General features: G+C 72.9%; 23 protein-coding genes. 11 read left to right on the top strand and 12 right to left on the bottom strand.

Annotation, left to right across the window (positions count from 1 at the left end; genetic code table 11):
• Nucleotides 1-251: 251 nt before the first annotated feature.
• The 5 genes from ACIGG8_RS15565 to infC form a co-directional block, all read right to left on the bottom strand.
• Complete coding sequence (locus tag ACIGG8_RS15565) at nucleotides 252-1,355, bottom strand: ATP-binding protein (protein WP_396548362.1); 1,104 nt, start codon at nucleotides 1,353-1,355, stop codon at nucleotides 252-254.
• A 165-nt stretch (nucleotides 1,356-1,520) separates the two neighbouring features.
• Nucleotides 1,521-2,387: a TrmH family RNA methyltransferase gene (locus ACIGG8_RS15560; RefSeq protein ID WP_396548361.1), complete on the bottom strand. Its 867-nt coding sequence runs from the start codon at nucleotides 2,385-2,387 to the stop codon at nucleotides 1,521-1,523.
• Between the two features lie 113 nt (nucleotides 2,388-2,500).
• Complete coding sequence (gene rplT / locus ACIGG8_RS15555) at nucleotides 2,501-2,896, bottom strand: 50S ribosomal protein L20 (RefSeq protein ID WP_030055649.1); 396 nt, start codon at nucleotides 2,894-2,896, stop codon at nucleotides 2,501-2,503.
• A gap of 109 nt (nucleotides 2,897-3,005) precedes the next feature.
• On the bottom strand, nucleotides 3,006-3,200 hold the full coding sequence (gene rpmI, locus ACIGG8_RS15550) for a 50S ribosomal protein L35 (protein ID WP_045701618.1): 195 nt from the start codon (nucleotides 3,198-3,200) through the stop codon (nucleotides 3,006-3,008).
• Nucleotides 3,201-3,343: 143 nt separating this feature from the next.
• Nucleotides 3,344-4,072, bottom strand: coding sequence for a translation initiation factor IF-3 (gene infC / locus ACIGG8_RS15545; RefSeq protein ID WP_396548468.1), 729 nt, complete (start codon nucleotides 4,070-4,072; stop codon nucleotides 3,344-3,346).
• 476 nt (nucleotides 4,073-4,548) lie between these two features.
• On the opposite strand from infC, the gene ACIGG8_RS15540 reads away from it, so the two are divergent.
• The gene (locus ACIGG8_RS15540) at nucleotides 4,549-4,926 is read left to right on the top strand and encodes a DUF1844 domain-containing protein (RefSeq protein WP_396548359.1); all 378 of its coding nucleotides are present in this window, start codon (nucleotides 4,549-4,551) and stop codon (nucleotides 4,924-4,926) included.
• Between the two features lie 51 nt (nucleotides 4,927-4,977).
• Here ACIGG8_RS15540 and ACIGG8_RS15535 read toward each other — a convergent pair whose 3' ends face one another.
• The gene (locus ACIGG8_RS15535; protein WP_396548358.1) at nucleotides 4,978-5,751 is read right to left on the bottom strand and encodes an SseB family protein; all 774 of its coding nucleotides are present in this window, start codon (nucleotides 5,749-5,751) and stop codon (nucleotides 4,978-4,980) included.
• Nucleotides 5,752-5,842: 91 nt separating this feature from the next.
• Between ACIGG8_RS15535 and ACIGG8_RS15530 the strand changes: the two genes are divergently transcribed.
• From ACIGG8_RS15530 to ACIGG8_RS15520, 3 genes are all read left to right on the top strand, one after another.
• On the top strand, nucleotides 5,843-7,060 hold the full coding sequence (locus ACIGG8_RS15530) for an alanine racemase (RefSeq protein ID WP_396548357.1): 1,218 nt from the start codon (nucleotides 5,843-5,845) through the stop codon (nucleotides 7,058-7,060).
• Nucleotides 7,061-7,119: 59 nt separating this feature from the next.
• Nucleotides 7,120-7,548: a hypothetical protein gene (locus ACIGG8_RS15525; RefSeq protein WP_396548355.1), complete on the top strand. Its 429-nt coding sequence runs from the start codon at nucleotides 7,120-7,122 to the stop codon at nucleotides 7,546-7,548.
• Between the two features lie 245 nt (nucleotides 7,549-7,793).
• The gene (locus tag ACIGG8_RS15520) at nucleotides 7,794-8,711 is read left to right on the top strand and encodes a lytic polysaccharide monooxygenase (RefSeq protein WP_396548354.1); all 918 of its coding nucleotides are present in this window, start codon (nucleotides 7,794-7,796) and stop codon (nucleotides 8,709-8,711) included.
• A 125-nt stretch (nucleotides 8,712-8,836) separates the two neighbouring features.
• Here ACIGG8_RS15520 and ACIGG8_RS15515 read toward each other — a convergent pair whose 3' ends face one another.
• The 3 genes from ACIGG8_RS15515 to ACIGG8_RS15505 all read right to left on the bottom strand — a co-directional run bounded on the left by ACIGG8_RS15515 (nucleotide 8,837) and on the right by ACIGG8_RS15505 (nucleotide 12,666).
• Nucleotides 8,837-10,132, bottom strand: coding sequence for a DUF2510 domain-containing protein (locus tag ACIGG8_RS15515; protein ID WP_396548353.1), 1,296 nt, complete (start codon nucleotides 10,130-10,132; stop codon nucleotides 8,837-8,839).
• A 111-nt stretch (nucleotides 10,133-10,243) separates the two neighbouring features.
• The gene (locus ACIGG8_RS15510; RefSeq protein ID WP_396548351.1) at nucleotides 10,244-11,044 is read right to left on the bottom strand and encodes a 3-oxoacyl-ACP reductase; all 801 of its coding nucleotides are present in this window, start codon (nucleotides 11,042-11,044) and stop codon (nucleotides 10,244-10,246) included.
• Between the two features lie 101 nt (nucleotides 11,045-11,145).
• Nucleotides 11,146-12,666, bottom strand: coding sequence for a glutamine synthetase (locus tag ACIGG8_RS15505; RefSeq protein WP_396548350.1), 1,521 nt, complete (start codon nucleotides 12,664-12,666; stop codon nucleotides 11,146-11,148).
• 174 nt (nucleotides 12,667-12,840) lie between these two features.
• Here ACIGG8_RS15505 and ACIGG8_RS15500 point away from each other — a divergent pair, with 174 nt between their 5' ends.
• The 3 genes from ACIGG8_RS15500 (at nucleotide 12,841) to ACIGG8_RS15490 (ending at nucleotide 15,862) form a co-directional block, all read left to right on the top strand.
• On the top strand, nucleotides 12,841-13,629 hold the full coding sequence (locus tag ACIGG8_RS15500) for a gamma-glutamyl-gamma-aminobutyrate hydrolase family protein (protein ID WP_396548349.1): 789 nt from the start codon (nucleotides 12,841-12,843) through the stop codon (nucleotides 13,627-13,629).
• 194 nt (nucleotides 13,630-13,823) lie between these two features.
• The gene (locus ACIGG8_RS15495; RefSeq protein ID WP_396548347.1) at nucleotides 13,824-14,900 is read left to right on the top strand and encodes a cation diffusion facilitator family transporter; all 1,077 of its coding nucleotides are present in this window, start codon (nucleotides 13,824-13,826) and stop codon (nucleotides 14,898-14,900) included.
• A gap of 59 nt (nucleotides 14,901-14,959) precedes the next feature.
• Nucleotides 14,960-15,862 (top strand): 5'-3' exonuclease, encoded by a 903-nt coding sequence (locus tag ACIGG8_RS15490; protein ID WP_350523879.1) that lies wholly within the window; start codon nucleotides 14,960-14,962, stop codon nucleotides 15,860-15,862.
• A gap of 16 nt (nucleotides 15,863-15,878) precedes the next feature.
• Here ACIGG8_RS15490 and ACIGG8_RS15485 read toward each other — a convergent pair whose 3' ends face one another.
• Nucleotides 15,879-16,919 (bottom strand): aminotransferase class I/II-fold pyridoxal phosphate-dependent enzyme, encoded by a 1,041-nt coding sequence (locus ACIGG8_RS15485; protein ID WP_396548346.1) that lies wholly within the window; start codon nucleotides 16,917-16,919, stop codon nucleotides 15,879-15,881.
• Nucleotides 16,916-18,328, bottom strand: a complete 1,413-nt coding sequence (locus ACIGG8_RS15480) for a radical SAM protein (RefSeq protein ID WP_396548344.1) — start codon at nucleotides 18,326-18,328, stop codon at nucleotides 16,916-16,918. The genes ACIGG8_RS15485 and ACIGG8_RS15480 overlap by 4 nt, the downstream gene beginning before the upstream one ends.
• Nucleotides 18,329-18,553: 225 nt before the next feature.
• On the opposite strand from ACIGG8_RS15480, the gene ACIGG8_RS15475 reads away from it, so the two are divergent.
• Entirely contained in the window at nucleotides 18,554-19,345 is a 792-nt protein-coding gene (locus tag ACIGG8_RS15475; protein WP_396548343.1) for a hypothetical protein, read from the top strand.
• Complete coding sequence (locus ACIGG8_RS15470; protein ID WP_396548342.1) at nucleotides 19,342-19,692, top strand: winged helix-turn-helix domain-containing protein; 351 nt, start codon at nucleotides 19,342-19,344, stop codon at nucleotides 19,690-19,692. The genes ACIGG8_RS15475 and ACIGG8_RS15470 overlap by 4 nt, the downstream gene beginning before the upstream one ends.
• A gap of 216 nt (nucleotides 19,693-19,908) precedes the next feature.
• Here ACIGG8_RS15470 and ACIGG8_RS15465 read toward each other — a convergent pair whose 3' ends face one another.
• A complete protein-coding gene (locus tag ACIGG8_RS15465) occupies nucleotides 19,909-22,764 on the bottom strand; it encodes a DEAD/DEAH box helicase (protein ID WP_396548467.1) in 2,856 nt (951 codons plus the stop codon).
• 310 nt (nucleotides 22,765-23,074) lie between these two features.
• On the opposite strand from ACIGG8_RS15465, the gene ACIGG8_RS15460 reads away from it, so the two are divergent.
• Together ACIGG8_RS15460 and ACIGG8_RS15455 are read left to right on the top strand one after the other, a co-directional pair.
• A complete protein-coding gene (locus ACIGG8_RS15460) occupies nucleotides 23,075-23,449 on the top strand; it encodes a hypothetical protein (protein WP_350523800.1) in 375 nt (124 codons plus the stop codon).
• Nucleotides 23,450-23,480: 31 nt separating this feature from the next.
• Nucleotides 23,481-23,855, top strand: coding sequence for a metalloregulator ArsR/SmtB family transcription factor (locus ACIGG8_RS15455; protein WP_350523801.1), 375 nt, complete (start codon nucleotides 23,481-23,483; stop codon nucleotides 23,853-23,855).
• Nucleotides 23,856-23,923: the final 68 nt, after the last annotated feature.

Below are 23,923 nucleotides of genomic sequence, written 5' to 3'. Positions count from 1 at the left end.
TGCTCCTGCTCGTCCGTGCTCAGGTGTGTGGGTTCGCCTTCGCGCCACGCCCGGCGGGGCCGGGGCACGGGCAGCCGGTTTCCGTTCACCGGAGGCTCACGGGAGTGGGTGTCCGCGGCTCAGCCGCGCAGGGCGTTGCTCGACGCCAAAGGTCGAGTGTAGTCGCAGCGCGTAGCGCCGCTGCCGCGATGCCCGTCCGGCGGGACTCCGGCGACCGGTCAGAGCGGGCTCTGCTGGTCGTCCGAGCTCTCTCAGAGCATGAAGTCCGGGACGCCGGCGGGCAGGATAAATCGGAACCGGGCGCCGCCGCCGGGCGCGCGGTCGACGCGGATCGAGCCGCCGTGGGCCTCCACGATGCCCTTGACGATGTAGAGGCCCAGGCCCGTGCCGCCGCGCTTGGAGCCGCGCCAGAAGCGGGTGAAGACGCGCGGCATCGACTCCTCGGGGATGCCGCTTCCTTCGTCGCTCACGGTGACCGCTGTGCCTTCCACGATGCGGGGCGGGGTGCCTGAGCGCTCCCAGACGGGCGCCTCGACGACCTCCTTGGCCGGTGCCACCTCGATCGTGACAGTTCCCTCGCCGTGCCGCACCGCATTTTCCAGCAGGTTGGCGAGCACCTGGTCGACCTTGTCCGGGTCGGCCCACAGGACGGTCAGCGGCTCGCTGACCCGGACGTCGAAACGCTCCTCGGGGATCCCGGTGGCGACCTTGCGCTCGACGTGCCGGCGCACCGCCGCGGAAAGGTCGACCACCTGCTTGCGCAGCTCCAGCCGCCCGGCGTCGATCCGGGAGATGTCCAGCAGCTCGGCGATCAACCGGGTGACCCGGTCGGCGTCGGCGTCCACGGTCTCCAGCATCAGCCGCTTCTGCCCGTCGGTGAACCGCTCCCACTTGGCCAGCAGCGTCGCCGTGAAGCCCTTGACGCTGGTCAGCGGGGAGCGCAGCTCGTGCGCGACGGTGGCGATCAGCTCGGCGTGGCTGCGCTCGGTGCGGCGCCGGGCCTCGGTGCCGCGCAGGGCGATCACCAGGCGCTCCAGCGGCCCGCACGGCGCCGCGCGGACGTACCGGGCGGAGACCAGCACCTCGTGGCCGCCGGGCAGCAGCAGGTTGCGCTCCGGCTGGCGGGTGCGGATGGCCAGGCCGCCGTACGGGTCGGTCAGCTGCCACCAGCGGCGGCCGTCCAGGTCCTCCAGCGGGAGGACGTCCTCCAGCGCGCAGCCGAGCGCGACCTCCGGGAGCACACCGGTGAGCCGGGCCGCAGCCCGGTTGAAGCAGACCACCCGGCCCAGCGCGTCGGCGACCACCAGGCCGTCCGGCAGGTCGTCCGGGTCGAGCTCGGGCCCGCTGCCGACCATGGGTTGCCTCCCCGATTACCCACCGTGCCTATCCCCACACCGAGGCAGACCCTAGCGCCTCGCAGGCCCCCGCAGTAGGGCTTGCGGGGCGGATCGCCCGGGCCCGGCGGGATCCGCCCGGCGAACCCCGCGTGCCACGGGGTGATCCGGTGCGCCCCGGGTGCGTCAGGCGTTCGAACGGCAGCCGCCGGGCGAGCGCTGCGCCCGGGCCGAGGCGTACAGGCAGACGGCCGCGGCAGTGGCCAGGTTGAGGCTCTCGGCGTGCCCGTGGATCGGGACGCGCACGACCTCGTCGGTGAGCGCGCGGGTCTCCTCCGGGAGCCCCCACGCCTCGTTGCCGAACACCCACGCGCCGGGCGCGCCCAGGGTGCCCTCGTCCAGCTCCTGGTCCAGGTCGCGCTCCCCCGCACCGTCCGCGGCGAGCACCCGGATCCCGGCCTCGCGCAGCTTCCCGACGGCCTCCTCGACCGGCACGCCGACGGCCACCGGCAGGTGGAAGAGGCTGCCCACGGAGGCGCGGACGGCCTTCGGGTTGTAGAGGTCCACCGAGGCGTCGGTGAGCACCACGGCGTCCGCGCCGGCCGCGTCGGCGGTGCGCAGCACCGTGCCGGCGTTCCCGGGGTCGCGCACGTGGGCGAGGATCGCGACCAGCTTCGGGCGGGCCGCGAGCACGTCGTCGAACGGGGTGTCGATGAAGCGGCAGAGCGCCACGATGCCCTGCGGGGTCACGGTGTCGCAGATGTCGGCGATCACCTCGTCGGTGGCGGTCAGCACGGGCAGCCCCTCCGCCAGGGTGGCCTCGACGATGCCGGCGTGCCGGTCGGCCGCCTCCGGGGTCACGTAGACCTCGACCACGGCGTGCTCGCCCGTGCCCGGCAGTCTGCCGAACGCGACGGCCTCCCGGACGGCCTGCGGGCCCTCGGCCAGGAAGCGGCGCTCCTTGGTGCGCTGGTTGCGCTTGGCCAGCCGGCGGGCGGCGACGACGCGCGGCGAGCGCAGGGAGGTCAGCAGGGGGGTGTCGGTGCTCGGCATGGTCTCGATCTCTGGAGGCGCAGGCGGACGGAGGGCGCTGAGGGGCGGAAATGCAGAACCGGACCCGCAGGAGAGCCTGCGGGTCCGGTCAGAGCTCAACCGATCTCGGAAGATCAGGCGGCGTCGGCGGCGGCCTTCGGGGCGTTCACGTCGGCCGGCAGCGCCTTCTGGGCGACCTCGACCAGGGAGGCGAACGCACCCGGGTCGTTGACGGCCAGGTCGGCCAGCATCTTGCGGTCGATCTCGACGCTGGCGGCCTTCAGGCCCTGCACGAAGCGGTTGTAGGTGATGCCGTTGGCACGGGCCGCAGCGTTGATGCGCTGGATCCACAGCTGACGGAAGTCGCCCTTGCGCTTCTTGCGGTCGTTGAAGTTGTAGACCAGCGAGTGGGTGACCTGCTCCTTGGCCTTGCGGTACAGGCGCGAGCGCTGGCCACGGTAGCCGCTGGCGCGCTCCAGGATGACCCGGCGCTTCTTGTGGGCGTTGACTGCCCGCTTGACGCGTGCCACTTCATTACTCCTTGGGTTGGACCACGGACTACTTCACGTGGTCCGTCATTCGAATGGGTCGGGAAGGATCAGCTGCCCCGCACACGGCTCGCGCCGGGCGGGAGGGCGATCACTTGCCGAGAAGCTTCTTGATCTTCTTGGCGTCAGCGGGGGCCAGCTCGATCGTCCCGGCCAGCTTGCGGGTCAGCGTCGAGGGCTTGTGCTCCAGGAGGTGGCGGCGACCGGCGCGCTCGCGCAGCACCTTGCCAGAGCCACTGATCTTGAAGCGCTTGCTGGCGCCACTGTGCGTCTTCTGCTTCGGCATTTCGCCGTATCTCCTCGTCGGTCCCGTTCACGCCCGCGCAGCGTCTGCCACACGGGCGTGAACTGGATGGATCTGTGGTGACCGGGCGGGCTGCCCCGTCACCCTTGGGGCCGGTCTCCCGGGCTGCCCTGAGCCGTGAAGGCTCAGGCGCCCTGGGACGCGGCCGGCTGCTCGACCGGAGCGTCGGCCTCGACGGCCGGCGCCTCGGCCGGGGCGTCCTGCGCCTCGGTCACGGCGTCGTCGACAACGGTGTCCTCGGCCACGGCCTCGTCCGCGGGGGCGTCGGAACCGGCGGTGCGGCCCTGACGCTCGGCCTTGCGGGCGTCCGCGAGGGCGCGGGCCTCGGCCATCGCCTCGGTCTTCTTCTTGTGCGGGCCAAGAACCATGATCATGTTACGGCCGTCCTGCTTCGGCGAGGACTCGACGAAACCCAGGTCCTGGACGTCGTCGGCGAGCCGCTGCAGCAGGCGGAAGCCCAGCTCGGGGCGGGACTGCTCACGACCACGGAACATGATCGTGATCTTGACCTTGTCGCCCTGCTTGAGGAACCGGACGACGTGACCCTTCTTGGTGTCATAGTCGTGCGGGTCGATCTTCGGCCGGAGCTTCATCTCCTTGATGACCGTGTGCGCCTGGTTCTTGCGCGCCTCACGAGCCTTCATGGCCGACTCGTACTTGAACTTGCCGTAGTCCATGAGCTTGCACACCGGCGGCCGGGCGGTCGCCGCGACCTCGACCAGGTCGAGGTCGTACTCCTGCGCAAGCTCCAGCGCCTTGGCAAGCGGCACGATGCCGACCTGCTCGCCGCTGGGACCGACGAGTCGCACCTCCGGAACGCGAATCCGGTCGTTGATGCGGGGCTCGGTGCTGATGGGGCCTCCTCGGTTGCACCTTCTGCGATGCGGCCGTCGGACGGCGGTCGCACGTAGTGGACTCGACCACTGGGCGGGGCTTCATTCGTGCTGCGCTGCCCGGCACCTTCCGGCACCGTCGCACCCGCGACACGAAAAAAGCCCCGCTCGGTACAAGCGGGGCTCCACACAACCGGGGGCTGCGCCCGGTGAGGGGCGCTGCGGCGACTAGGCGCCAGGCGCCCGTCGCGGACCGGGACCCGTCGACCGCGAGGCCGATCGGGTGGGAGACTTTCGCGGTTGCCCTCTCGGGCCTCCTCAGTGGAGCCTCCACTTGCTGGCCAGGCGCCCATGCGGGATCCCGGCCGGTCAGTCTCGAAGCATACAGCGCCGGGAGGCCCGACGCCATTCCGCCCCGGCGCAGCGCCTTCCCGGCGCGCCACGGAGCCCTTGTACGCTCCACGTGTACCCACACGGCACGACGGAACGAGCCCCCCTTGAGCAGCCAGCCCACCCAGACCCCCGGCACGGACGACGACGCGATCGGCTTCGACGACCTCACCCGCGACATCGCCGAGGTCCCCGCCGTCGAGGTGATCACCACCGTCGCCGTGCACCTGATGAGCGCGGCCGCCGTCAAGTGCGGTCTGGCCGAGGGCGGCGAGAAGGACAAGGACCTGGACGAGGCCCGCAAGCTGATCACCGCACTGGCCGGGCTGGTCACCGCCGGCGCCCCGGAGATCAGCAACTTCCACGCCGCCCCGCTGCGCGACGGCCTGCGCTCGCTGCAGCTCGCCTTCCGCGAGGCCTCCATCGTCCCGGACGCGCCGGGCGCGGGCCCGGGCGAGAAGTTCACCGGGCCGGTCTACTCCTGACCCGCATGGGAGGGGGCACCTACCAGCTCTGGTAGGTGCCCCCTTCCGCGTCTAGCGCCGGTACAACGGCTCCCCCGGCAGCTCGGCGCTCGCCGGCAGCACCGCGAGGTCCAGCCCGCGGTCCAGCCGCACCCGCAGCACCGGGTCCGCGGCCACCGCCTGACCGACCCGCTGCGCGGCCGCCTGCAGCCCCGCCTGGTCCAGCGCCGGGTCGAACACCACCGCGAGCACCCCGTCCGAGCCCCCGGAGGCCGCCAGCAGCCCGCTGACCACGTCCGGCTCGGCCGCCAGCAGCACCCGCACCGCCTCGCGCACCTCCGGGTCCAGGGCCGGCGGCACGAACGGACGGTTCTCCGCGAGCGCCCGCAGCCGCGCGCCGCTCAGCTGGAAGGCCACCGGCCCGGCCGGGTCGATCAGCAGGGTGTCGGCGCGCTCCGAGAAGGCCACCATCGCGGCCTGCGGGGCGGCCGTCGGCGCCGGACGGGCGTCGGCGCGCCACCGGGCGAGCGACTCCAGCGACGTGAAGGCGGGCAGCGCGCGGCGCCCGTCCGGGGCCTCCAGCACCGGGACGGCCATGTCGCTGGTCTTCTCGTGCTTGTGCCCGTGCTCATCCACCTCGACCTCGCCGAGGATCGCCACGATCGGCACCATCAGCCGGGTGGGGGTCAGCGCCGCCAGCACCTCGGGCTCGGCGGCGCGGTCCTGCGACCAGCGGGCGAGGGCCTCGACGAGCGCCGGGTCGGCGGTGCCGTCGTCGTCACCGAAGCCGGGGTTCGGGATGTTCTTGCCGACGAACGCCGGGTTGGAGAAGTCTTTGCGGTCCACCCGCCCGACCCTATGCCACCGCACCCGACCGGCCCGATTTCCCTGCACGCGCCCCCTACCCACCGGTAGGCCACTGTGGCACCCTGCGCCCATGGTGATCCTCGACGCACCCGCGCCCACCCCGGTCTCCGACCGCCTCCGGTACGACCGCGCCACCGCCCACCTGGACGGGCCGGTCGCCGTCGTCGACCTCGCCGCCTTCGACGCCAACGCCGCCGACCTGGTGCGCCGGGCGGGCGGCAAGCCGATCCGGGTCGCCAGCAAGTCGGTGCGCTGCCGGGCCCTGCTGGAGCGGGTGCTGGCCGTGGACGGCTTCGCCGGGGTGATGAGCTTCACTCTGGACGAATCGCTCTGGCTCGCCCGCACCGGCGTCCGGGACGTCCTGCTCGCCTACCCCTCCGCCGACCGGGACGGGTTCGCCGCCCTCACCGCCGACACCGCGGCCGCCCGGGAGATCGCCGTCGTCCTGGACGACCCGGACCAGCTCGACCTCATCGACAAGGCCCGGGCCGGCGACGCCGAGGTCCGGGTCTGCCTGGAACTGGACACCGCCCTGCACCTGCTCGGCGGCCGGGTCCGGGTCGGCGCCCGGCGCTCGCCGCTGCGCACCCCCGAGGACCTCGGCGCCTTCGCCGAACTCGTCCAGCGCCGCCGGGGCTTCCGGGTGGTCGGCCTGATGGCGTACGAGGGACACGTCGCCGGGGTGGGCGACCGGGTGCCCGGACGGCCGGTGCGCTCGCACCTGATCCGGCTGATGCAGGCCAAGGCCCGGACCGAACTGGCCGAGCGCCGCGCGGCGGTGGTCCGCCGGCTGCGGCAGGTCGCCGAGCTGGAGTTCGTCAACGGCGGCGGCACCGGCAGCATGGAGTCCACCGTGGCCGAGCGCGCCGTCACCGAGGTGGCGGCCGGCTCCGGGCTGTACCAGCCGCAGCTGTTCGACAACTACCGCTCGTTCCGGGGCCGTCCGGCCGCCCTGTTCGGCCAGCCGGTGGTGCGCCGCCCCGGCGTCGGCGTGGTCACGGTGCTCGGCGGCGGCTACCCGGCCTCCGGCGCGGCCGGCCCGGACCGCTCGCCGGTGCCGTACCTGCCGCCGGGCCTGCGCTACGACCCCATGGAGGGCGCCGGCGAGGTCCAGACCCCGCTGCTCGGCCCGGCCGCCGACGACCTGCTGATCGGCGACCGCGTCTGGTTCCGGCACGCCAAGGCGGGCGAGCTGTGCGAGCGCTTCGCGGAGCTGCACCTGATCGAGGGCGAACGCGTCGTCCGGACCGTGCCGACGTACCGGGGTGAGGGGAAGACATTTCTCTGACGGTTCGTCCGTCTCTGCCCTACCGTGGTGCCGACAGAACGGTACGACAAGGGAGCAGCATGGACCCCGAGTTCACGGACATCGCCACGAGGGGCGCGACCGCTCTGGCCGGCCTCATGGTCACCTCGGCCTGGGACCGGGTCAAGCCGCGTGTCGCCGCGATGTTCGGCGGCAGGGCGGAGTCGATCTCCGAGGATCTGGACGAGACCCGGGCCGAGGTGGCCGCAGCGCCGGAGGACAGCCGCGAGTCCGCCATCCGGAGCGCCCAGGGCGAGTGGCAGCCGAAGCTGCGCCGGCTGCTGGCCGACAACCCGGCGATGGCCGAGGAACTCCAGGCGATCCTGGACGAGTTCATCCCCAAGCGGCCCGAGCAGGTCACCGTCTACCACAACGAGCTCAAGGACATGACGGTCCACGGCACCGTCCTGCAGGTCGGCCATGGCAAGGTCGTCACGACCGAGACGATCAACGGCGACCTGAACTTCTGACCTTTCCCCAGCCTTAACCAGGCCCGATGGAACGGCTAACTACAGCCTTCCATCGGGCCTTTGCGCTGTTCCGGGGCCTACAGTCCGTCAACAAGTGGTCCACGCGCGGCTATTGCGCTCTGGTCCAGACCAATCCTACGCTCGGGCCGGGGGTCGCGATCCGGGCCGACCGGCCCCCGAACGGGCAGGCGTGCCCGCTCTCCCCCACAACTCGCCCGGCACGACGGTCAAGGAGTCCCCACCCCATGTCCATCAAGCGAAGTGCCCTGTCCGTCGGCGTGGTCGGCGCCGCGGTCCTCGCGGTGGCCGCGACCACCGCCGGCACCGCCAGCGCCCACGGCACGATGACCAACCCCGTCAGCCGGGTCGCCGCCTGCTACGCGGAGGGCCCGGAGCACCCGGTGTCCCAGGTCTGCAAGGACCTCGTGGCCGCGAGCGGCACCCAGCCGCTGTACGACTGGAACGAGGTCAACATCGCCAACGCGGCCGGCAACCACCAGGCGCTGATCCCGGACGGCAAGCTCTGCTCGGCCAACCGCGACAAGTACCAGGCCCTGGACTGGCCGCGCACCGACTGGCCGGCCACCCCGGTCAAGGCGGGTGCGTTCACCTTCCAGTTCCGCACCACCGCGCCGCACGTCGGCACCCAGACCGTCTACATCACCAAGCCGAGCTACGACCCCACCAAGCCGCTGAAGTGGTCGGACCTCGACCCGACCCCGGTGGCCCAGGTGCAGGTCACCCGGACCGCCACCAACGGGTACTACACCTACTCCGGCACCCTGCCGCAGCGCACCGGCCGCCAGCTGCTGTACATGGTCTGGCAGCGCAGCGACAGCCCGGAGGCGTTCTACAGCTGCTCCGACGTCGACTTCGGCTCGACCGCCGCCGCTGCCGCCCCGGCGCTCGCCGCGCAGGCCCCGGCCGCGCCCAGCGACGCCCAGATCGCGGCCGACGCGCCCAGGTCCACGGTCGCCCACCACGGCCACGGCGGGGACCCGAACGCCCCGGCCGGCCAGATCGTCCCGACCACCTCCGCCGCCGTGGCCGGCACCTCGGCCACCGGCCCGCTGCTGCTCGCCGGTGCCGCCGCGATCGGCGTCGGCTGGGCCGGCATGGTGCTCCGGCGCCGTCGTGTCGAGGCTGTTCGACGCGACTCCTGACGCCGGACGCGGGCGCCGGGCCGGTCACACCCCCGTCCGGCCCGGTTCCCGTGACCGCATGACGGCGGCGGCCCACCCGGGGGTCTGTCTCCCGGGTGGGCCGCCGCCGTGTGAGGAGCGCGGGCTCAGGTGGTGGTGCCCCCGGTGCCTCCGGTGCCTCCGGTGCCCCCGGCCGCGCCGCCGCCCGCGCCGCCGGGGCCGGAGCCCGAGCCGGGCAGCCCGGGGATGCTCGGCAGCTTGCCCTTGTAGTCCGTGATGCCCTTGACGATGGTGTCCATCACGGCGACGTCCGGCGCCTTGTCGGCGATGTCGAAGCCGAAGTGCACCGAGACCAGCGCCTTGCCGTCGGCGGACGGGAAGACCACGGTCTGCACGTAGCCGGGGTTGCCCTTGGCGACGTCCACCTTCCAGCGGACCAGGTAGCCGTCCTTGCCGTTGACCTTGACGGCCTCGGACTTGAGCTCCTGGTGGCCGGTGATGCCGACGTACGAGTCCTTGGCGGCCTTGTCGATGTCGGCCTTGGCCGCCGCCTGGGCGTCGGTGCCCGCACCGTCGATCCGTCCGGTGTTCGCCCCGCCGAGGGTGCACTCGTTGCCGCTGCCGTCGGGGCAGTCGTACGGGCCGACGGTGATCATGGCGTAGCCGTTGTCGGTGGTGTCGGCCTGCCAGCCGCTCGGGACCGGCAGGGTGAGCCTGTTCACCATGTCGATCGCGGTGTCGGCGCCGGGCCGGACCCGGCCGTTGCCGTTCCCCTGACCGTTGCCGTTGCCCTTGCCGTTCCCGTTGCCCTTGCCATTGCCATTGCCCTGGCCGTTGCCCTGGCCGTCCTGGCTGCTGCCGTCGCCGCCGCCGGAGCCCGGGTAACCGCCCCAGGGGCCGAAGTTGCCGCGGGGGGTGTGCTGGGCGACCGGCTTGGACTTGTCGCCGTGGCCGTCCATGGCGAGGTAGGTGATCCCCGAGCCCGCGCCCAGGCCGAGCAGCGCGGCAACGGTGGTCGCCACGACCAGCTTCGACGGCTTGCGCCGGGCCTTGCGCGGCGGCCCGGCCGCGCCGAAGGCGGCACCGAAGGGCGGCGGCTCCGGGTAGCGGACGGTCGGGCCGCTCTCCAGGACCTCGCCCTCCAGCACGGTGGGCTGCTCGGCCGTCTCCGCCCCGGGCTCACCGGCCGCAGCCGAGGCCTCCGGGGCCGCCGGGGCCTGCGGGGCGTCCGAGGCTTCCGGGGCGTGCGAAGCCTCGGGGGCCGCCGCCGCACCGGACGCCGACGCGGCGCCCGGCTCCGGGGCGTCCGTCTCCGGGACGTCCGAGGCTGAGGGCCGGGTGGCGCCCGTCCAGCCCTTGCCGTCCCACCACCGCTGCGTCGCCGGGTCGCCGGTGCCGGCCTTCGGGTCCGGGTACCACCCGGCGGGAATCTGCTCACTCACAGCAGAGAATCTAAAGGCAGCCGGATAAACGCGAAATCAGCGCGGCACGGAATTCCCGCGGTTTTCGATGAGATTACGGTGAGAAGGCGTGGCGGTCCCTGCCGGCGTCGCTCAGAGCGGGGTGACGTAGGCCCCGGAGATGCCGCCGTCCACCAGGAACTCGCTCGCCGTGATGAACGAGGAGTCGTCGCTGGCCAGGAAGGCCACCGCGGCCGCGATCTCCTCGGCCCGGGCGAACCGGCCGAGCGGGACGTGCACCAGTCGGCGGGCCGCCCGCTCCGGGTCCTCGGCGAACAGCTCGCGCAGCAGCGGGGTGTCCACCGGCCCCGGGGAGAGCGCGTTGACCCGGATCCCCTCGCGGGCGAACTGCACGCCCAGCTCGCGGGACATCGCGAGCACCCCGCCCTTGGAGGCGGTGTAGGAGATCTGCGAGGTGGCCGCGCCCATCCGGGCCACGAAGCCGGCGGTGTTGATGATCGAGCCCCGTCCGTGCCGGCGCATGTACGGCAGGGCGGCCTTGCAGCACAGGTAGACCGAGGTCAGGTTGACCTCCTGGACCCGGCGCCAGGCGTCCAGGCCGGTGGTCAGGATCGAGTCGTCCTCCGGCGGTGAGATGCCCGCGTTGTTGAAGGTCACGTCCACGCTGCCGTAGGTCTCGTACGCCTCGTCGAAGAGCGCCTCGACCATGTACGGATCGGTGACGTCGGTGTGCACGAACAGCCCGCCGACCTCCTTGGCGGCGGCCCGTCCGGTCTCCTCGTCGAGGTCGGCGCAGACCACCTTCGCCCCCTCCGAGGCGAGCCGGTGGGCGGCGGCCAGGCCGATGCCGCTGCCCGCGCCGGTGACCACGGCGGTGCGGCCGACCAGCCGACGGCAGACCTCCCCGTCCTGCGCGGCGTGCTTCTCGCTCATCGGACTGTCACTCCTCGCTCTGGATGACGACGTTCCTGGCCCCGCATCCGTCGGTCATGTCTCACTTCCGTCGGTCATGCCTCACATCCGTCGATCATGCGTCACATCCGTTCGAAGGATCGGTAGCGCTCCCAGTCGGTGACGGCGCCGTCGTAGGCGGCCTGCTCGACCCGGGCCATGTTCAGGTAGTGGTCGACGACGTCGTCGCCGAAGGCCTCCCGGGCCAGTTCGCTCTGCGCCCACAGGTCGGCGGCCTCGCGCAGCGATCCGGGCACCCGGGCGTACTCCTCGACCGCGTAGGCGTTGCCCAGGCAGGGCGCGGGCAGCTCCAGCTTGCGTTGCAGCCCGTACAGACCGGCCGCGATCATCCCGGCCACGGCGAGGTAGGGGTTGACGTCGCCGCCGGGCACCCGGTTCTCCATCCGCAGGCCGGTGCCGTGGCCGACCACCCGGTAGGCGCAGGTGCGGTTGTCCCGGCCCCAGGCGACGGCGGTCGGGGCGAAGGAGCCGGGGCGGTAGCGCTTGTACGAGTTGATGTTCGGGGCGTAGAGCACGCTGAACTCGCGCAGCACCTTCAGCTGGCCGGCCAGGAAGTGCCGCATGGTGTCGGTCATCCGGCCGTCGCGGTCGGCGAAGGCCGGGGCGCCGACGGCGTCGCGCAGCGAGAGGTGGATGTGGCAGCTGTTGCCCTCGCGCTCGTCGTACTTGGCCATGAAGGTGAGCGCGCAGCCGAGTTGGGCGGCGATCTCCTTGGCCCCGGTCTTGTAGACGCTGTGCTGGTCGCAGGTGGTGAGGGCGTCGGCGTAGCGGAAGGCGATCTCGTGCTGGCCGAGGTTGCACTCGCCCTTGGCGGACTCCACGACCAGGCCGGCGCCGGCCATCTCGTTGCGGATCCGGGCGAGCAGCGGCTCGACCCGGGCGGTGCCCAGCATCGAGTAGTCCACGTTGTAGAGGTTGGCCGGGGTCAGGCCGCGGTAGCCGCCGAGCCAGGCCTGCTCGTAGGTGTCGCGGAAGACCAGGAACTCCAGTTCGGTGCCGATGTCGGCGGCCAGGCCGTACTCGGCGAGCCGGGCGATCTGGCGGCGCAGCAGTTGGCGCGGGGCGGCGTCCACCGGGTGGCCGCCGTGCCGGGCGAGGTCGGCGGTGACCTGGGCGGTGCCGGGCTGCCAGGGGGTCAGCCGCAGGGTGCCGAGGTCGGGGCGCATCGCGAAGTCGCCGTAGCCGGTGGCCCAGGAGGAGAAGGCGTAGCCGTCCACGGTGTTCAGGTCGACGTCGACGGCCAGCAGGTAGTCGCAGGCCTCGGCGCCGTGCTCGGCGACTTCGTCGAGGAAGAACCGGGCGGCGAAGCGCTTGCCCTGCAGCCGGCCCTGCATGTCGGTGAAGGCGAGCGCGACGGTGTGCACCTCGCCGGCGTCCACCAGGGTGCGCAGCTCGTCCAGGGTCAGCGGCGGCCGGGGTGGCACGGCCGCGGCGGTGGTCCCGGACGTGGTGCGCTCCGGCGCGGCGTTCCCGGGGGCGGCGCTCCGCGGGGTGGCGCTCGCGGGCTTGGAGTTCCCGGGTGCGGTGTTGCCGGGGCCGGCGTTCTCGGGGCCGGCGTTCTCGGGGGCGGCGTTCCCGGACATGGCGGAGCCCTCCTTCCTCGACGTCCTGCATTCCTTCGATCACTCTTCGAGATCAAGCAGTCACAGCGAACCGTACGGCCTGCGACTCGCGGGGCGGAAGAGGGCGGACTGGTGTGGCGCGCCGATATGCGTGGTTGACGGTGGATCAGGTGGTTCGGGAGGAGAATGCGCGCCATGAATCGCAGGCCTTTGATCGGCGTCAGCACCTACCTCGTGGACGCGAGCTGGAGCGACTGGCGGGGCCGCCGGGTCGCCCTCGTGCCCGAGCGGTACACCGCGTACGTCCGGGACTCCGGCGGGATCGCCGTCCTGCTGCCGCCGGACGCCCCGGAGCGGGCGCCGGAGGTGCTGGCCCGGCTGGACGCGCTGGTCATCGCCGGCGGGCCGGACATCGACCCGGCGTACTACGGGGAGCCGGCCCATCCGGCGACCGAGGTGGACTCGCCGGAGCGCGACGCCTGGGAGGTCGCCCTGCTGCGGGCGGCGCTGGCCGCGGGGATGCCGCTGCTCGGGGTCTGCCGCGGGATGCAGGTCCTGAACGTGGTGTGCGGGGGAACGCTGGTGCAGCACCTGCCGGACGTGCTGCCGGTGAACGTGCACGGCGGGGCGCCGGGACGGTACGGCACGCACCTGGTGCGACCGGTGCCCGGCACGCTGCTGGGCGGGCTGCTGCCGGAGTGCGAGCTGGAGGTGCCGACCTTCCACCACCAGGCCGTCGACCGGGTGGGCACGGGCCTGCGGGTGAGTGCCCACGCGCCGGACGGCACGGTCGAGGCGGTGGAGGGGCCGGGGTTCACGCTCGGGGTGCAGTGGCATCCGGAGCAGGGGGACGACCTGCGGCTGATGCGGGCCCTGGTACGGGCGGCCACCGCCGCCGCGCTGGACGCCACGGCCCTGGACGCCGCCGTCGCCGATGCCGCGGTCCTGGGCTCGGCGGCCCTGGACCCGGCCGCGCTGGGGTAGCTCAACTGGGCGCGGGCGCAGGCGACATCGGCTGGTCGGAGGGGTGCGGAGTGCACCGCATCCGGCCGGCCGAACGGCAACGACAACGGTCACCAGTACAGCCTTTGGATCTTTGTCGATTCTGCGGTTCACTTCGGTTGCGGGGCGGTCGCGCCGCACCCCCGTTCGCCTTCGTGCGCCCAGAGAGGACTTCCATGGCCAGGCACGAGCATTCGCACGATGATCATGCGCATGACCACGCACGGTCGAACGGGCACGGGCACGGCGGCGGACACGCGCACGGCGGACACGGGGGCCACGGCGGGCACTCGCACGGTGTCGCCGCCGACGCGGACCGCCGCTGGCTGCTCGGCGCGCTCGCCCTGATCGTCGTCTTCATGGCCGGCGAGGTCGTGGTCGGCTTCGCCGCCCAGTCCCTCGCGCTGATCTCCGACGCGGCGCACATGCTCACCGACGCCGCCTCGATCGTGCTCGCCCTGGTCGCGATGCGGCTCGCCGCCCGGCCGGCCCGCGGCGGCTACACCTACGGCCTCAAGCGGGCCGAGATCCTCTCGGCGCAGGCCAACGGCGTCACCCTGCTGGTGCTCTCGGCCTGGCTGGGCTACGAGGCCGTCACCCGGCTGCTCGAACCGCCGGACGTCGCCGGCTCGCTGGTGCTGGTCACCGCGCTGGTCGGGATCGTCGTCAACCTCGCGGCGACCTGGTGCATGTCCAAGGCCAACCGCAGCTCGCTGAACGTCGAGGGCGCCTTCCAGCACGTCCTGACCGACCTGTACGCGTTCATCGCCACCGCCATCGCCGGTGTGGTCGTCCTGACCACCGGCTTCGAGCGGGCCGACGCGATCGCCTCGCTGATCGTCGTCGCGCTGATGCTCAAGGCCGGCATCGGGCTCGTCCGCGACTCCGGGCGGATCTTCCTGGAGGCCGCCCCCGCCGGGATCGACCCCGACGCGGTGGCCGACCGGATGGTCACCGAACCGCTGGTCGAGGAGATCCACGACCTGCACATCTGGGAGATCACCTCCGGGCAGCCGGCGCTGTCCGCGCACATCCTGGTCACCCCCGGCGGCGACTGCCACGCCGTCCGGCGCCGGCTCCAGCGCCGACTGGCCGACGAGTACGGCATCACCCACAGCACCCTCCAGGTCGACCACGTCGGCGAGGACGAGGCGGGCGCGCTGCTGCAGATCGCCGCACCGGGCGACACGGCCGCCGAACACTGCGCCGACGCCCACGGCCCGGTCCACCGCGCCGGGCCGCACGAGCACTGAGAACCGGGACTCCGTCAGCGCGGTGCGGCATGATCTGTGACGTGACCGCACCGCGACTGATGCTGCTCGACTCCGCCAGCCTGTACTTCCGGGCCTACTTCGGCGTACCGGACACCCTGCGCTCGCCGCAGGGCGAGCCGGTCAACGCCGTCCGCGGCCTGCTGGACTTCATCGCCCGGCTGGTCCACGACCACCGCCCCGACCGGCTGGTGGCCTGCATGGACGCCGACTGGCGCCCGCAGTGGCGGGTGGACCTCGTCCCGTCGTACAAGACCCACCGGGTCGCCGAGGCCGCCGTGGACGGCGAGGAGGAGGTGCCCGACACGCTCGCCCCGCAGGTCCCGGTGATCGAGCAGGTGCTGGACGCGCTCGGCATCGCCCGGGTCGGCTCCCCCGGCTACGAGGCGGACGACGTGATCGGCACCCTCACCGCCCGCGCCGAGGGCCCGGTGCAGATCGTCACCGGCGACCGCGACCTCTTCCAGCTGGTGGACGACGCCCGGGGGATCACCGTGCTCTACCCGGTCAAGGGCATGGGCAACCTGCAGGTCACCGACGACGCGCTGCTGCTGGAGAAGTACGGCGTGCGCGGCGCCCAGTACGCCGACATGGCCGCCCTGCGCGGTGACCCGTCGGACGGCCTGCCCGGGGTCAAGGGCATCGGCGAGAAGACCGCCGCCCAGCTGATCAACGAGTACGGCGACCTCCCGGCCATCCGCGCCGCCGCCCTCGACCTCGCCTCCAGGCTCACCCCGGCCCGGCGCCGCAACATCGTCGAGGGCGCCGCCTACCTCGACGTCGCCCCGAAGGTCGTCCGCGTCGCCGACGACGCCCCCCTCCCCGCGTTCGACCCGGTCCTCCCCCGCGAACCCCTCGACCCGATGACCCTCGAAGAGCTCTCCACCCGCTGGGGCCTCGGCACCTCCCTGGACCGTGTCCTGGAAGCCCTGGCCCGGCGCTGAGGGACCCACGGGGACATCACCGCGGCCGCACCGCCGACGGCGTCGGGCCGAAGGCGTCGGCGAGGCTGGTCAGGACGGAGCCGGACCAATCGGTCTCGCCGAAGACGCCGCCCGGCAGGGCGAGCACGCCGTACGCGCGGCGCAGCGTCTCCGCCGGGATGTCGACCGGGAAGAAGTAGTTGCCCGGGCTGGTCCGGCTCCCCGGCGCGACCGCCCCGAGCACGTCGGCCGGCAGCCGGCCGAACAACCGCTCGGCCCGTACGGCCAGTTCGGCGGCGACCTGCCCGGGCACGTCGCCGTGCACGGTCAGCAGGCGGTCGGCGAGCCTCAGCTGGTCGGGCGTCGGCGGGTCCGCCCGGAACGAGTCGGCCAGTTCGGCCTGCTCCGGGCCCAGCAGGACCACCCCGAAGGTGCGCGGCCGGAGCCATCCCTTGGTGACCGAGTGCAGAAGGACCGCACGACCGGTGTCCAGCAACCGCCGCGTGCCGGCGGCGAACGGCGCGCCCAGGTCGTAGACGCCGTCGATCAGCAGGCGCCGGTGCGGTGACTCCCGCAGCCAGGCGATCACCTCGGCGCACTCGGCGTCGGACAGGTACCGGCCGAGCGGCTTGCTGGGGTTGGCGAGCAGCAGGTACTCGGGCCGGTCGTCCGCCGGCGCCCCCGGCAGGACCGGCAGGACCGGCAGGACCGGCGCCGGCAGCGTCGGGTAGGACGCGGGCGCCAGGCCCGCGGCGCGGGCCAGCTCGAAGTAGACCGGGTACACGTCCGCGGGCAGCCACACCCTCGCCCGCACGGCGCGCAGCCGGTGGAACACCACGTCGAGCCCGTGGCGGACCCCTCGACAGACCATGGCGCGACCGGACCACTCCTCCGGCAGCTCGTAGCGCCGCAGCCAGGCACGGGCGAGGTCGCACCGGTGCACCGTACGCGCGTCGTCCGGCGGTTCCGGCCGCATCGGCGCGAGCGCCCGGTACAGGTTGGTCTCGGCGGCGTCCAGGAGCGACGGGGACGCGTCGAGCTGCCGCTGCCGGAAGTCCTGGAACTCGTCGAACCTCATGCCGCCGCCCCTTCCGGCAGGATCTCGCCGGCCCGGTCCTCCAGGGAGGCGTAGCAGCGCCCGTCGGCCAGGACGTTCCAGCTGCGGGCGACCCCGCTGGTGCGCTCCCAGAGCAGGCTGGGCTCCGTGTAGGCGGCGATCCGCATCGGCCGGCCGTCCCAGCTGCCGCGGTAGACCGGCGCACCCCAGGGCAGGCGGCTCGCGAGTTCGAAGCCGTGCTGCTCGGCGAACCCGGTGACGACGGACAGCGACACCTGGTGCTCCCGGCTCCAGACGTTGGCGGCGCGGTCGAAGTAGAGCGACTCGGTGCTGGTGGAGACGTAGAGCTCCTTGAAGCAGACCTCCTCGACACCCAGGGCCGCGGCCCACGAGAGGTAGTCGGCGACGCCGGCCGCGTCGGCCACGCCGCCGTGCTGGAGCACGCAGATGAGCCGCGTCCGCAGCGACGGCCAGCGGTCGCGTTCCACCCGCCAGGTGTCGATCACCGAGCCCACCGGCGTGCGCAGCGCCATCAGCCGCTCGCTGACGGCGTCGTCCTGGTGGTGCCGGGAGACTGCCAGCACGCTCAGGCCTGCGGCGCCCAGGGCTGCCAGCCGGTCGGCCCGGTCGGCGTGCCCGCCCTTCGCCAGGGTGTGCGCGTTGGTGATCAGGACGACCTTCGGGAAGGCCGCCGAGCAGGCGGACACCAGCCGCAGCTGCTGGTCGAAGGGTATGAGCGTGGGCTCCCCGCCACCGGTGATCACCGCCCGCTCGGCGCCCGCCGCGCGGGCGCGCTCCAGCCAGTGGGTGACCGCGTCCCACGGGACCCGGGCCGGCGCCTGGTCACTGGAGATCGACGCCGCGGAGAAGCAGAACGAGCACCGGGCCTGGCAGGCGGAGGCGACCGGCAGCAGCGAGACCGAGCGCGGTCTCAGGTCGGCGTACTGACGATCTGCCGATCCGTGCAGGCGCAGGGAGGCCGCCATGGCGTCCTCGACGGTCGTGGGGCGCAGCGTGAGCCCGTCGCCCGCTTCGCCCGCGGTGGCCGGGCCGGCGGGGGTGGCCGGGCCGGCGGGGTCGTTGGGGCCGTCGGGGCCGTCCGCGTGGTCGAGTTCGTGGACGGCTGACAGCCGGATGCGGGCCTCGTGCAGTTCCATGCCGAGGCCGGTCGCCGCGTTGGGCACCAGCTCGTCGGGGTCCACCGCGGTCTCCAGCACCAGCAGCCGGTCGCCCGGGATGGCCAGCCGCTCCAGCAGGCGTCGTGCCTTGCCGACGCCGATGCCCAACTCCGCACGGGTCAGCAGGTGGAACCGGTCGGGATGGGTGCTCTCCGGGATGCCCGCCTTGCCGTAGGCGAAGGCGTACTTGTCGAAGCCCCTGGCGAAGTTCGACAGCACGATGACGTGGAAGCGCCGGTCGCTACGTTTCATCGGGTCATCATGCACGACCGGCCCTCGCGTGCGAGCTGCTCGATCCGATGATCCCGGACGGCTTCCCCACCGGCCGGACGATCCGCACGAGGGGCTGCCGCGTTCGCCGCAACCGACCCGCGGCCGCCCCGGCTCTGCATCCCCGTGAACTCTTGACCGCAATGTACTTTGCATTGCAAAGTTGACGGGCCGTCGGAGGGGCCGACGGCACCGAGGGGGTGGAGCGTGACCACACTGCAGCAGGGCGGCCCGGCCGAGTTGCTGGCCGCCACGAACGGGCTGCGGGCGAGGGCCAGGAGCCGACTGAGCGGGGCGGGGGTCCCGCTGCTCGGCCTGGGCCTGCTCGCGCTGGCGGCCGTACCGGTCGCCGGGCAGGCCTTCAACTTCGGCGCCAACGGGCGGGACATCACCTCCTATCCGGCCTTCGCCTACGCCCAGCTGACCGGCCTGTGCGTGCCGCACGCCCCCGGAGCCGCCTGCGAGAAGGGCGAGTTCGCCGGCGCGGTGCTCCGCTGCCTGGCCTGGGGCGTCTGGTTCGCACTGCTCCCGCTGGCCTGGTTCGCCCTGGCCCGCTGGTACCGGCGGCGCGGCGAGACCCGCGGGATCGTCCCGCGCCGCACGACCTGGCTGGGCGCCACGGCCGGAGTCGGCGCGCTGGCCGCCGCCGTGGTGCTCGCGCGGGTCCTCGTCGACAGCCGGCGCTTCGACCTCGACCTCCTGGTGAACACCTACGCCTCGCCCTGGTACGTCCTCGGTGTCGGCCTGTTCGTCCTCGGCCTGGCCGAACGCAGCCCGCTGGTGGCCGGCGCCGGCCTCCTCCACACCGCACTGCTCAGCGCCTACCTCTCGGCCCCGTGGGAGAGCGGCTGGCTGCCGTGGCTCGACCGGTCCGACGGCTGGACCGACCGCCCGGAGCTGAAGGCCCTCCTGCTGGCGGCGATCCCGCTCGCCGCAGGCCTGGCGCAGTGGACCGCCGGGCGTCGACGAACTGCGGCATCCCGTACGGTCACCCCATGAGCGTTGCCGACGAAACCGAGGAACAGCACCCGACCCTGTCGCTGGACGACACCGTCCACCAACGGGTCCGGCTCGGGATCCTCACCATCGCCCGCGAGGCCGACCAGGTGGACTTCGGTTTCCTCAAGGAGCAACTCGGCGCCACCGACGGCAACCTGTCCCGCCATCTGAAGGTCCTGGAGGACTCCGGCCTCGTCACCGTCACCAAGGGCTACGCCGGGCGCCGCCCCCGGACCTGGGTCGCCATGACCCCGCGCGGCGCCGAGGCGCTCGACCGCGAACTCCGGGCCCTGCGCGAACTCGTCCGCCGCCTCGACGCGGCCACGGCGAGCGGGCGGCAGGAGTAGGGAGTGGGAAGTCGGCCCGGCCGACTTCCCACTCACGCCCGTCGGCGACGGCGTGAGCCCGGCACGGCGGGGTGGCGCCGGGCAGGCGCAGGAGCCCGCACGGGCCGGGCAAGCGGGCCAAGCCCGCGAAGGGCCGGACGCGCGAGGGCCGGGCGTACGAAGGGCCCCGCTCGTTCGTGGAGACGAACGGGCGGGGCCCTCGGGCCGGTCGGCCGGCTAGCCCACCGAGGAGTAGGCGATGATGCCGCGGCGCAGGCCGTCGACGGCCTTGCGGGCGGTCTTGCGCAGCTCGGCGTCCGAGCCGGCGGCGTCCTGGATCTGACCGAGGACGTCGATGAGCTGCTTCGTCCAGCGGACGAAGTCGCCGGCGGGCATGTCGGCGTCGCGCAGCACCTGGTCCAGGCTGTGGCCGAGCGCCCAGCGGTAGGCGGCCCAGGCGAAGCCCAGGTCGGGTTCGCGCTGGCCGACGCCCTCGGCGGTGTTGATCCGGTGCTGCTCCTCCAGGGCGTCCAGGTGGCCCCAGATCCGGACCATCTGGCCGAGCGCCTCCTTGGCCGCGCCCTCCGGCACGCGGGGGGCGCCGGCGTCGTCGGACTGGCGGGCCTCGTACACCAACGCCGAGGCGCAGGCGGCGAGTTCGGCGGCGCCCAGGCCGCTCCAGACGCCCTCGCGGATGCATTCGGAGGCGAGCAGGTCGAGTTCGCCGTAGAGGCGGCCGAGCCGCTTGCCGTCGTCGGTGACGGTGTCGCCGCTCAGGTAGCCGAGGTCGGTGAGCAGGGCGCAGACCCGGTCGAAGGTGCGGGCGATGGTGTGGGTGCGCGAGCGCATCCGGCGTTCCAGCAACTCGGTGTCGCGGTGCAGCCGGTGGTAGCGCTCGGCCCAGCGGGCGTGGTCCTCGCGGTCGGAGCAGCCGTGGACGGGGTGCTGGCGCAGCTCGGTCCGCAGCCGGGTGATCTCCGGGTCGTCGGCGGCGGCCGCGCGGCCGCGGCGGAACCGCTCGGGCTCCAGGTGGCCGGCCTTGGTGCGCAGGGCCGAGGCGAGGTCGCGGCGGGACTGCGGGCTGCGCGGGTTGAAGGACTTGGGGATGCGGACGCGCTCGATCGCGGCGACCGGGTGCGGGAAGTCGATCATGGCGAGCCGCTTGACCTGGCGCTCGGCGGTGAGCACCACCGGGCGCGGGCCGTCCTGGAAGTCGGGGTGGCGCTGGCTGCCCCGGCCGGAGCGGTCGACCGGCGGCAGGCCCGGGTCGAGGACCAGGGCGAGGCCGGCGAACTTGCCGGTGGGGACGTGGATGACGTCGCCCGGCTTGAGCTGCTCGATGGACTCGACGGCGGCCGCACGGCGCTGGCTGCTGCCCTCGCGGGCCAGCTCGTTCTCACGGTCCTTGAGCCGGCGGCGCAGGTCCATGTACTCGTCGAAGTCGCCGAGGTGGCAGGTCATGGACTCGCGGTAGCCCTCCAGCCCCTCCTCGTTGCGCTGCACCTGGCGGGCGATGCCGACGACCGAACGGTCCGCCTGGAACTGGGCGAAGGAGGTCTCCAGCAGCTCGCGCGAGCGGTGCCGGCCGAACTGGGAGACCAGGTTGACGGCCATGTTGTAGGAGGGCCGGAACGAGGACTTCAGCGGGTAGGTGCGGGTACCGGCCAGGCCGGCCAGCGCCTCCGGGTCCAGGCCGCGCTGCCAGAGCACCACGGCGTGGCCCTCGACGTCGATGCCGCGCCGCCCGGCCCGGCCGGTGAGCTGGGTGTACTCGCCGGGGGTGATGTCGGCGTGGGTCTCGCCGTTCCACTTGACCAGCTTCTCCATGACCACCGAGCGGGCGGGCATGTTGATGCCGAGCGCCAGGGTCTCGGTCGCGAAGACGGCCTTGACCAGGCCCTTCACGAAGAGCTCCTCGACGACCTCCTTGAACCGGGGCAGCATCCCGGCGTGGTGGGCGGCGATGCCGCGCTCCAGCCCGTCCAGCCACTCGAAGTAGCCGAGGACGTGCAGGTCCTCGTCGGGGATGTCGGCGCAGCGCTCCTCGACGATCGCGCGGACCCGGGCGCGGTCGGCGTCCTTGTTGAGCCGCAGCCCGGAGCTGAGGCACTGCTGGACGGCGGCCTCGCAGCCGGCCCGGCTGAAGATGAAGGTGATCGCGGGCAGCAGGCCCTCGGCGTCGAGCCGGTCGATGACGTCCACCCGGCCCGGCGTCCAGACCCGGCCGGGGCGGCCGTTGGGCATCGAGCGGCCGCGGCCGCGCCCGAAGCGGTCGCGGGGGTTGCGGTCGAGTTCGGAGCGGGCCAGCCGGACCAGCTCGGGGTTGACGGCCTTGCCGGGGTTCTTCAGGTTGTGCTTGGGCCGGCCGTCGCGGTCGGGATCGGCGAAGAGGTCGTACATCCGGTTGCCGGCCATCACGTGCTGCCACAGCGGCACCGGGCGGGTCTCGGAGACGATCACCTTGGTGCCGCCGCGCACGGTGTCCAGCCAGTCGCCGAACTCCTCGGCGTTGGAGACGGTCGCGGAGAGCGAGACGAGGGTGACCGACTCGGGGAGGTGGATGATGACCTCCTCCCAGACGGCGCCGCGGAAGCGGTCGGCGAGGTAGTGGACCTCGTCCATCACGACGTAGCCGAGGCCGTCGAGGGTGCTGGAGCCCGCGTAGAGCATGTTGCGCAGCACCTCGGTGGTCATGACCACCACGGGGGCGTCGCCGTTGACGGTGTTGTCGCCGGTGAGCAGGCCGACCTTGGCGGCGCCGTAGCGCTTGACCAGGTCCCCGTACTTCTGGTTCGACAGCGCCTTGATCGGCGTGGTGTAGAAGCACTTGCGCCCGGCGGCCAGGGCCAGGTGCACGGCGAACTCGCCGACGATGGTCTTCCCGGAGCCGGTGGGGGCGGCGACCAGGACGCCCGAGCCGGCCTCCAGCGTCTCGCAGGCCTCCAGCTGGAACTCGTCCAGCGGGAAGTCGTACAGCTGCTGGAAGCCGTGCAGGGCGGTGGCCTGCTCCTTGGCCCGCCGACGGCTGGCCGCGTACGCCTCGGCGGGGCTGAGCTCCCGGTCGTCCTGGAGCTCTGGATCGGGGGTGTTCATCGCCGTCCGGGTGTGGTTGGTGTGATCTCGCATCTCAGCGAGAGGTTACCCGGGAGGACCGACATCGATAGCACCGTTTTTTCGCGGTGCGATCGCCCGCGGGATCACGACGGGACGGGCTCCGGGAGCACGCCCGGAATGCCCGCGGGATCATCACGGGATCAGTTCTCTCTCAGATCCATAGTTGCAAATGTCTTCAAGTGATCACGGATCGGCCGTCTTCGGTCGTCTTCGATCATCGGCGGTGAAACGCCGTCCACACTCCGTACCTTCGTCGTCACAGCCACCAACACGCGGGAGGACAACGACGATGGCGAACCTGGAGACGTCCCTCAAGGAGGCCATGTCGATCGACGGCGCGATCGGCGTCGCCCTGGTCGACTACGGCAGCGGCATGGCGCTCGGCAGCCTCGGCGACGGCGGGGAGCTGGACCTCAACGTCGCCGCGGCCGGGAACACCGACGTGGTCCGCGCCAAGATGCGGGCGATGGAGATGCTCAACCTGCACGACAACGAGATCGAGGACATCCTGATCAGCCTGACCAACCAGTACCACATGGTCCGGCCGATCACGACGCCGAGCGGCCGCGGCCTGTTCCTGTTCCTCGCGCTCAACCGCAGCCGCTCCAACCTGGCGATGGCCCGCCACAAGCTCAAGCGGATCGAGGTCTCGCTGGAGATCTGACACCCGGACCGACACCAGGAAGGGGGGCCTCGTGACGGTGGCGCTCTACCAGGCGAAGGCCGAGTTCTTCCGGATGCTCGGCCATCCCGTCCGGATCCGGGTGCTGGAACTGCTGCAGGCCGGACCGACGCCCGTCCGCGCCCTGCTCGCCGAGCTGGACGTCGAACCCTCCAGCCTCTCCCAACAGCTCGCGGTGCTGCGCCGGTCCGGCATCGTCACGGCCACCCGGGAGGGCAGCACGGTGGTCTACGCGCTGGCCGGCGGGGAGGTCGCCGAGCTGCTGCGGACCGCCCGGCGGATCCTCACCGGGATGCTCGCCGACCGGAACCTGCTGCTCGCGGAGTTGCGGGGGGACGACGGGGGCGAGGGCGCGGACCGGCCCCTGAGCCGGTCCGCCGGGCACTGAGCCGGTCAGGAGCCAGGCCGCCGGGCACTGAGCCGGGCCGCCGGTCAGGAGCCGGCCCGGAGCCGACC

It is taken from the genome of Kitasatospora sp. NPDC085464 (assembly GCF_044541955.1).
In the GTDB taxonomy this organism is placed as follows: Bacteria; Actinomycetota; Actinomycetes; order Streptomycetales; family Streptomycetaceae; genus Kitasatospora.
Note: the sequence above shows the minus strand (reverse complement) of the source record. Positions and strands in the feature narration are given on the sequence as shown.

Excerpts from the sequence above, each read along its gene's own strand:
- ACIGG8_RS15525 (WP_396548355.1), top strand. The coding sequence starts at position 7,120 with ATGGACCCCGAGTTCACGGACATCGCCACGAGGGGCGCGACCGCTCTG.
- ACIGG8_RS15520 (WP_396548354.1), top strand. The coding sequence starts at position 7,794 with ATGTCCATCAAGCGAAGTGCCCTGTCCGTCGGCGTGGTCGGCGCCGCG.
- ACIGG8_RS15465 (WP_396548467.1), bottom strand. The coding sequence starts at position 22,764 with ATGAACACCCCCGATCCAGAGCTCCAGGACGACCGGGAGCTCAGCCCC.
- ACIGG8_RS15490 (WP_350523879.1), top strand. The coding sequence starts at position 14,960 with ATGCTGCTCGACTCCGCCAGCCTGTACTTCCGGGCCTACTTCGGCGTA.
- ACIGG8_RS15510 (WP_396548351.1), bottom strand. The coding sequence starts at position 11,044 with ATGAGCGAGAAGCACGCCGCGCAGGACGGGGAGGTCTGCCGTCGGCTG.
- ACIGG8_RS15560 (WP_396548361.1), bottom strand. The coding sequence starts at position 2,387 with ATGCCGAGCACCGACACCCCCCTGCTGACCTCCCTGCGCTCGCCGCGC.
- rpmI (WP_045701618.1), bottom strand. The coding sequence starts at position 3,200 with ATGCCGAAGCAGAAGACGCACAGTGGCGCCAGCAAGCGCTTCAAGATC.
- ACIGG8_RS15530 (WP_396548357.1), top strand. The coding sequence starts at position 5,843 with ATGGTGATCCTCGACGCACCCGCGCCCACCCCGGTCTCCGACCGCCTC.
- ACIGG8_RS15485 (WP_396548346.1), bottom strand. The coding sequence starts at position 16,919 with ATGAGGTTCGACGAGTTCCAGGACTTCCGGCAGCGGCAGCTCGACGCG.
- ACIGG8_RS15565 (WP_396548362.1), bottom strand. The coding sequence starts at position 1,355 with ATGGTCGGCAGCGGGCCCGAGCTCGACCCGGACGACCTGCCGGACGGC.
- ACIGG8_RS15480 (WP_396548344.1), bottom strand. The coding sequence starts at position 18,328 with ATGAAACGTAGCGACCGGCGCTTCCACGTCATCGTGCTGTCGAACTTC.
- ACIGG8_RS15500 (WP_396548349.1), top strand. The coding sequence starts at position 12,841 with ATGAATCGCAGGCCTTTGATCGGCGTCAGCACCTACCTCGTGGACGCG.
- ACIGG8_RS15495 (WP_396548347.1), top strand. The coding sequence starts at position 13,824 with ATGGCCAGGCACGAGCATTCGCACGATGATCATGCGCATGACCACGCA.
- ACIGG8_RS15505 (WP_396548350.1), bottom strand. The coding sequence starts at position 12,666 with ATGTCCGGGAACGCCGCCCCCGAGAACGCCGGCCCCGAGAACGCCGGC.
- ACIGG8_RS15470 (WP_396548342.1), top strand. The coding sequence starts at position 19,342 with ATGAGCGTTGCCGACGAAACCGAGGAACAGCACCCGACCCTGTCGCTG.
- ACIGG8_RS15460 (WP_350523800.1), top strand. The coding sequence starts at position 23,075 with ATGGCGAACCTGGAGACGTCCCTCAAGGAGGCCATGTCGATCGACGGC.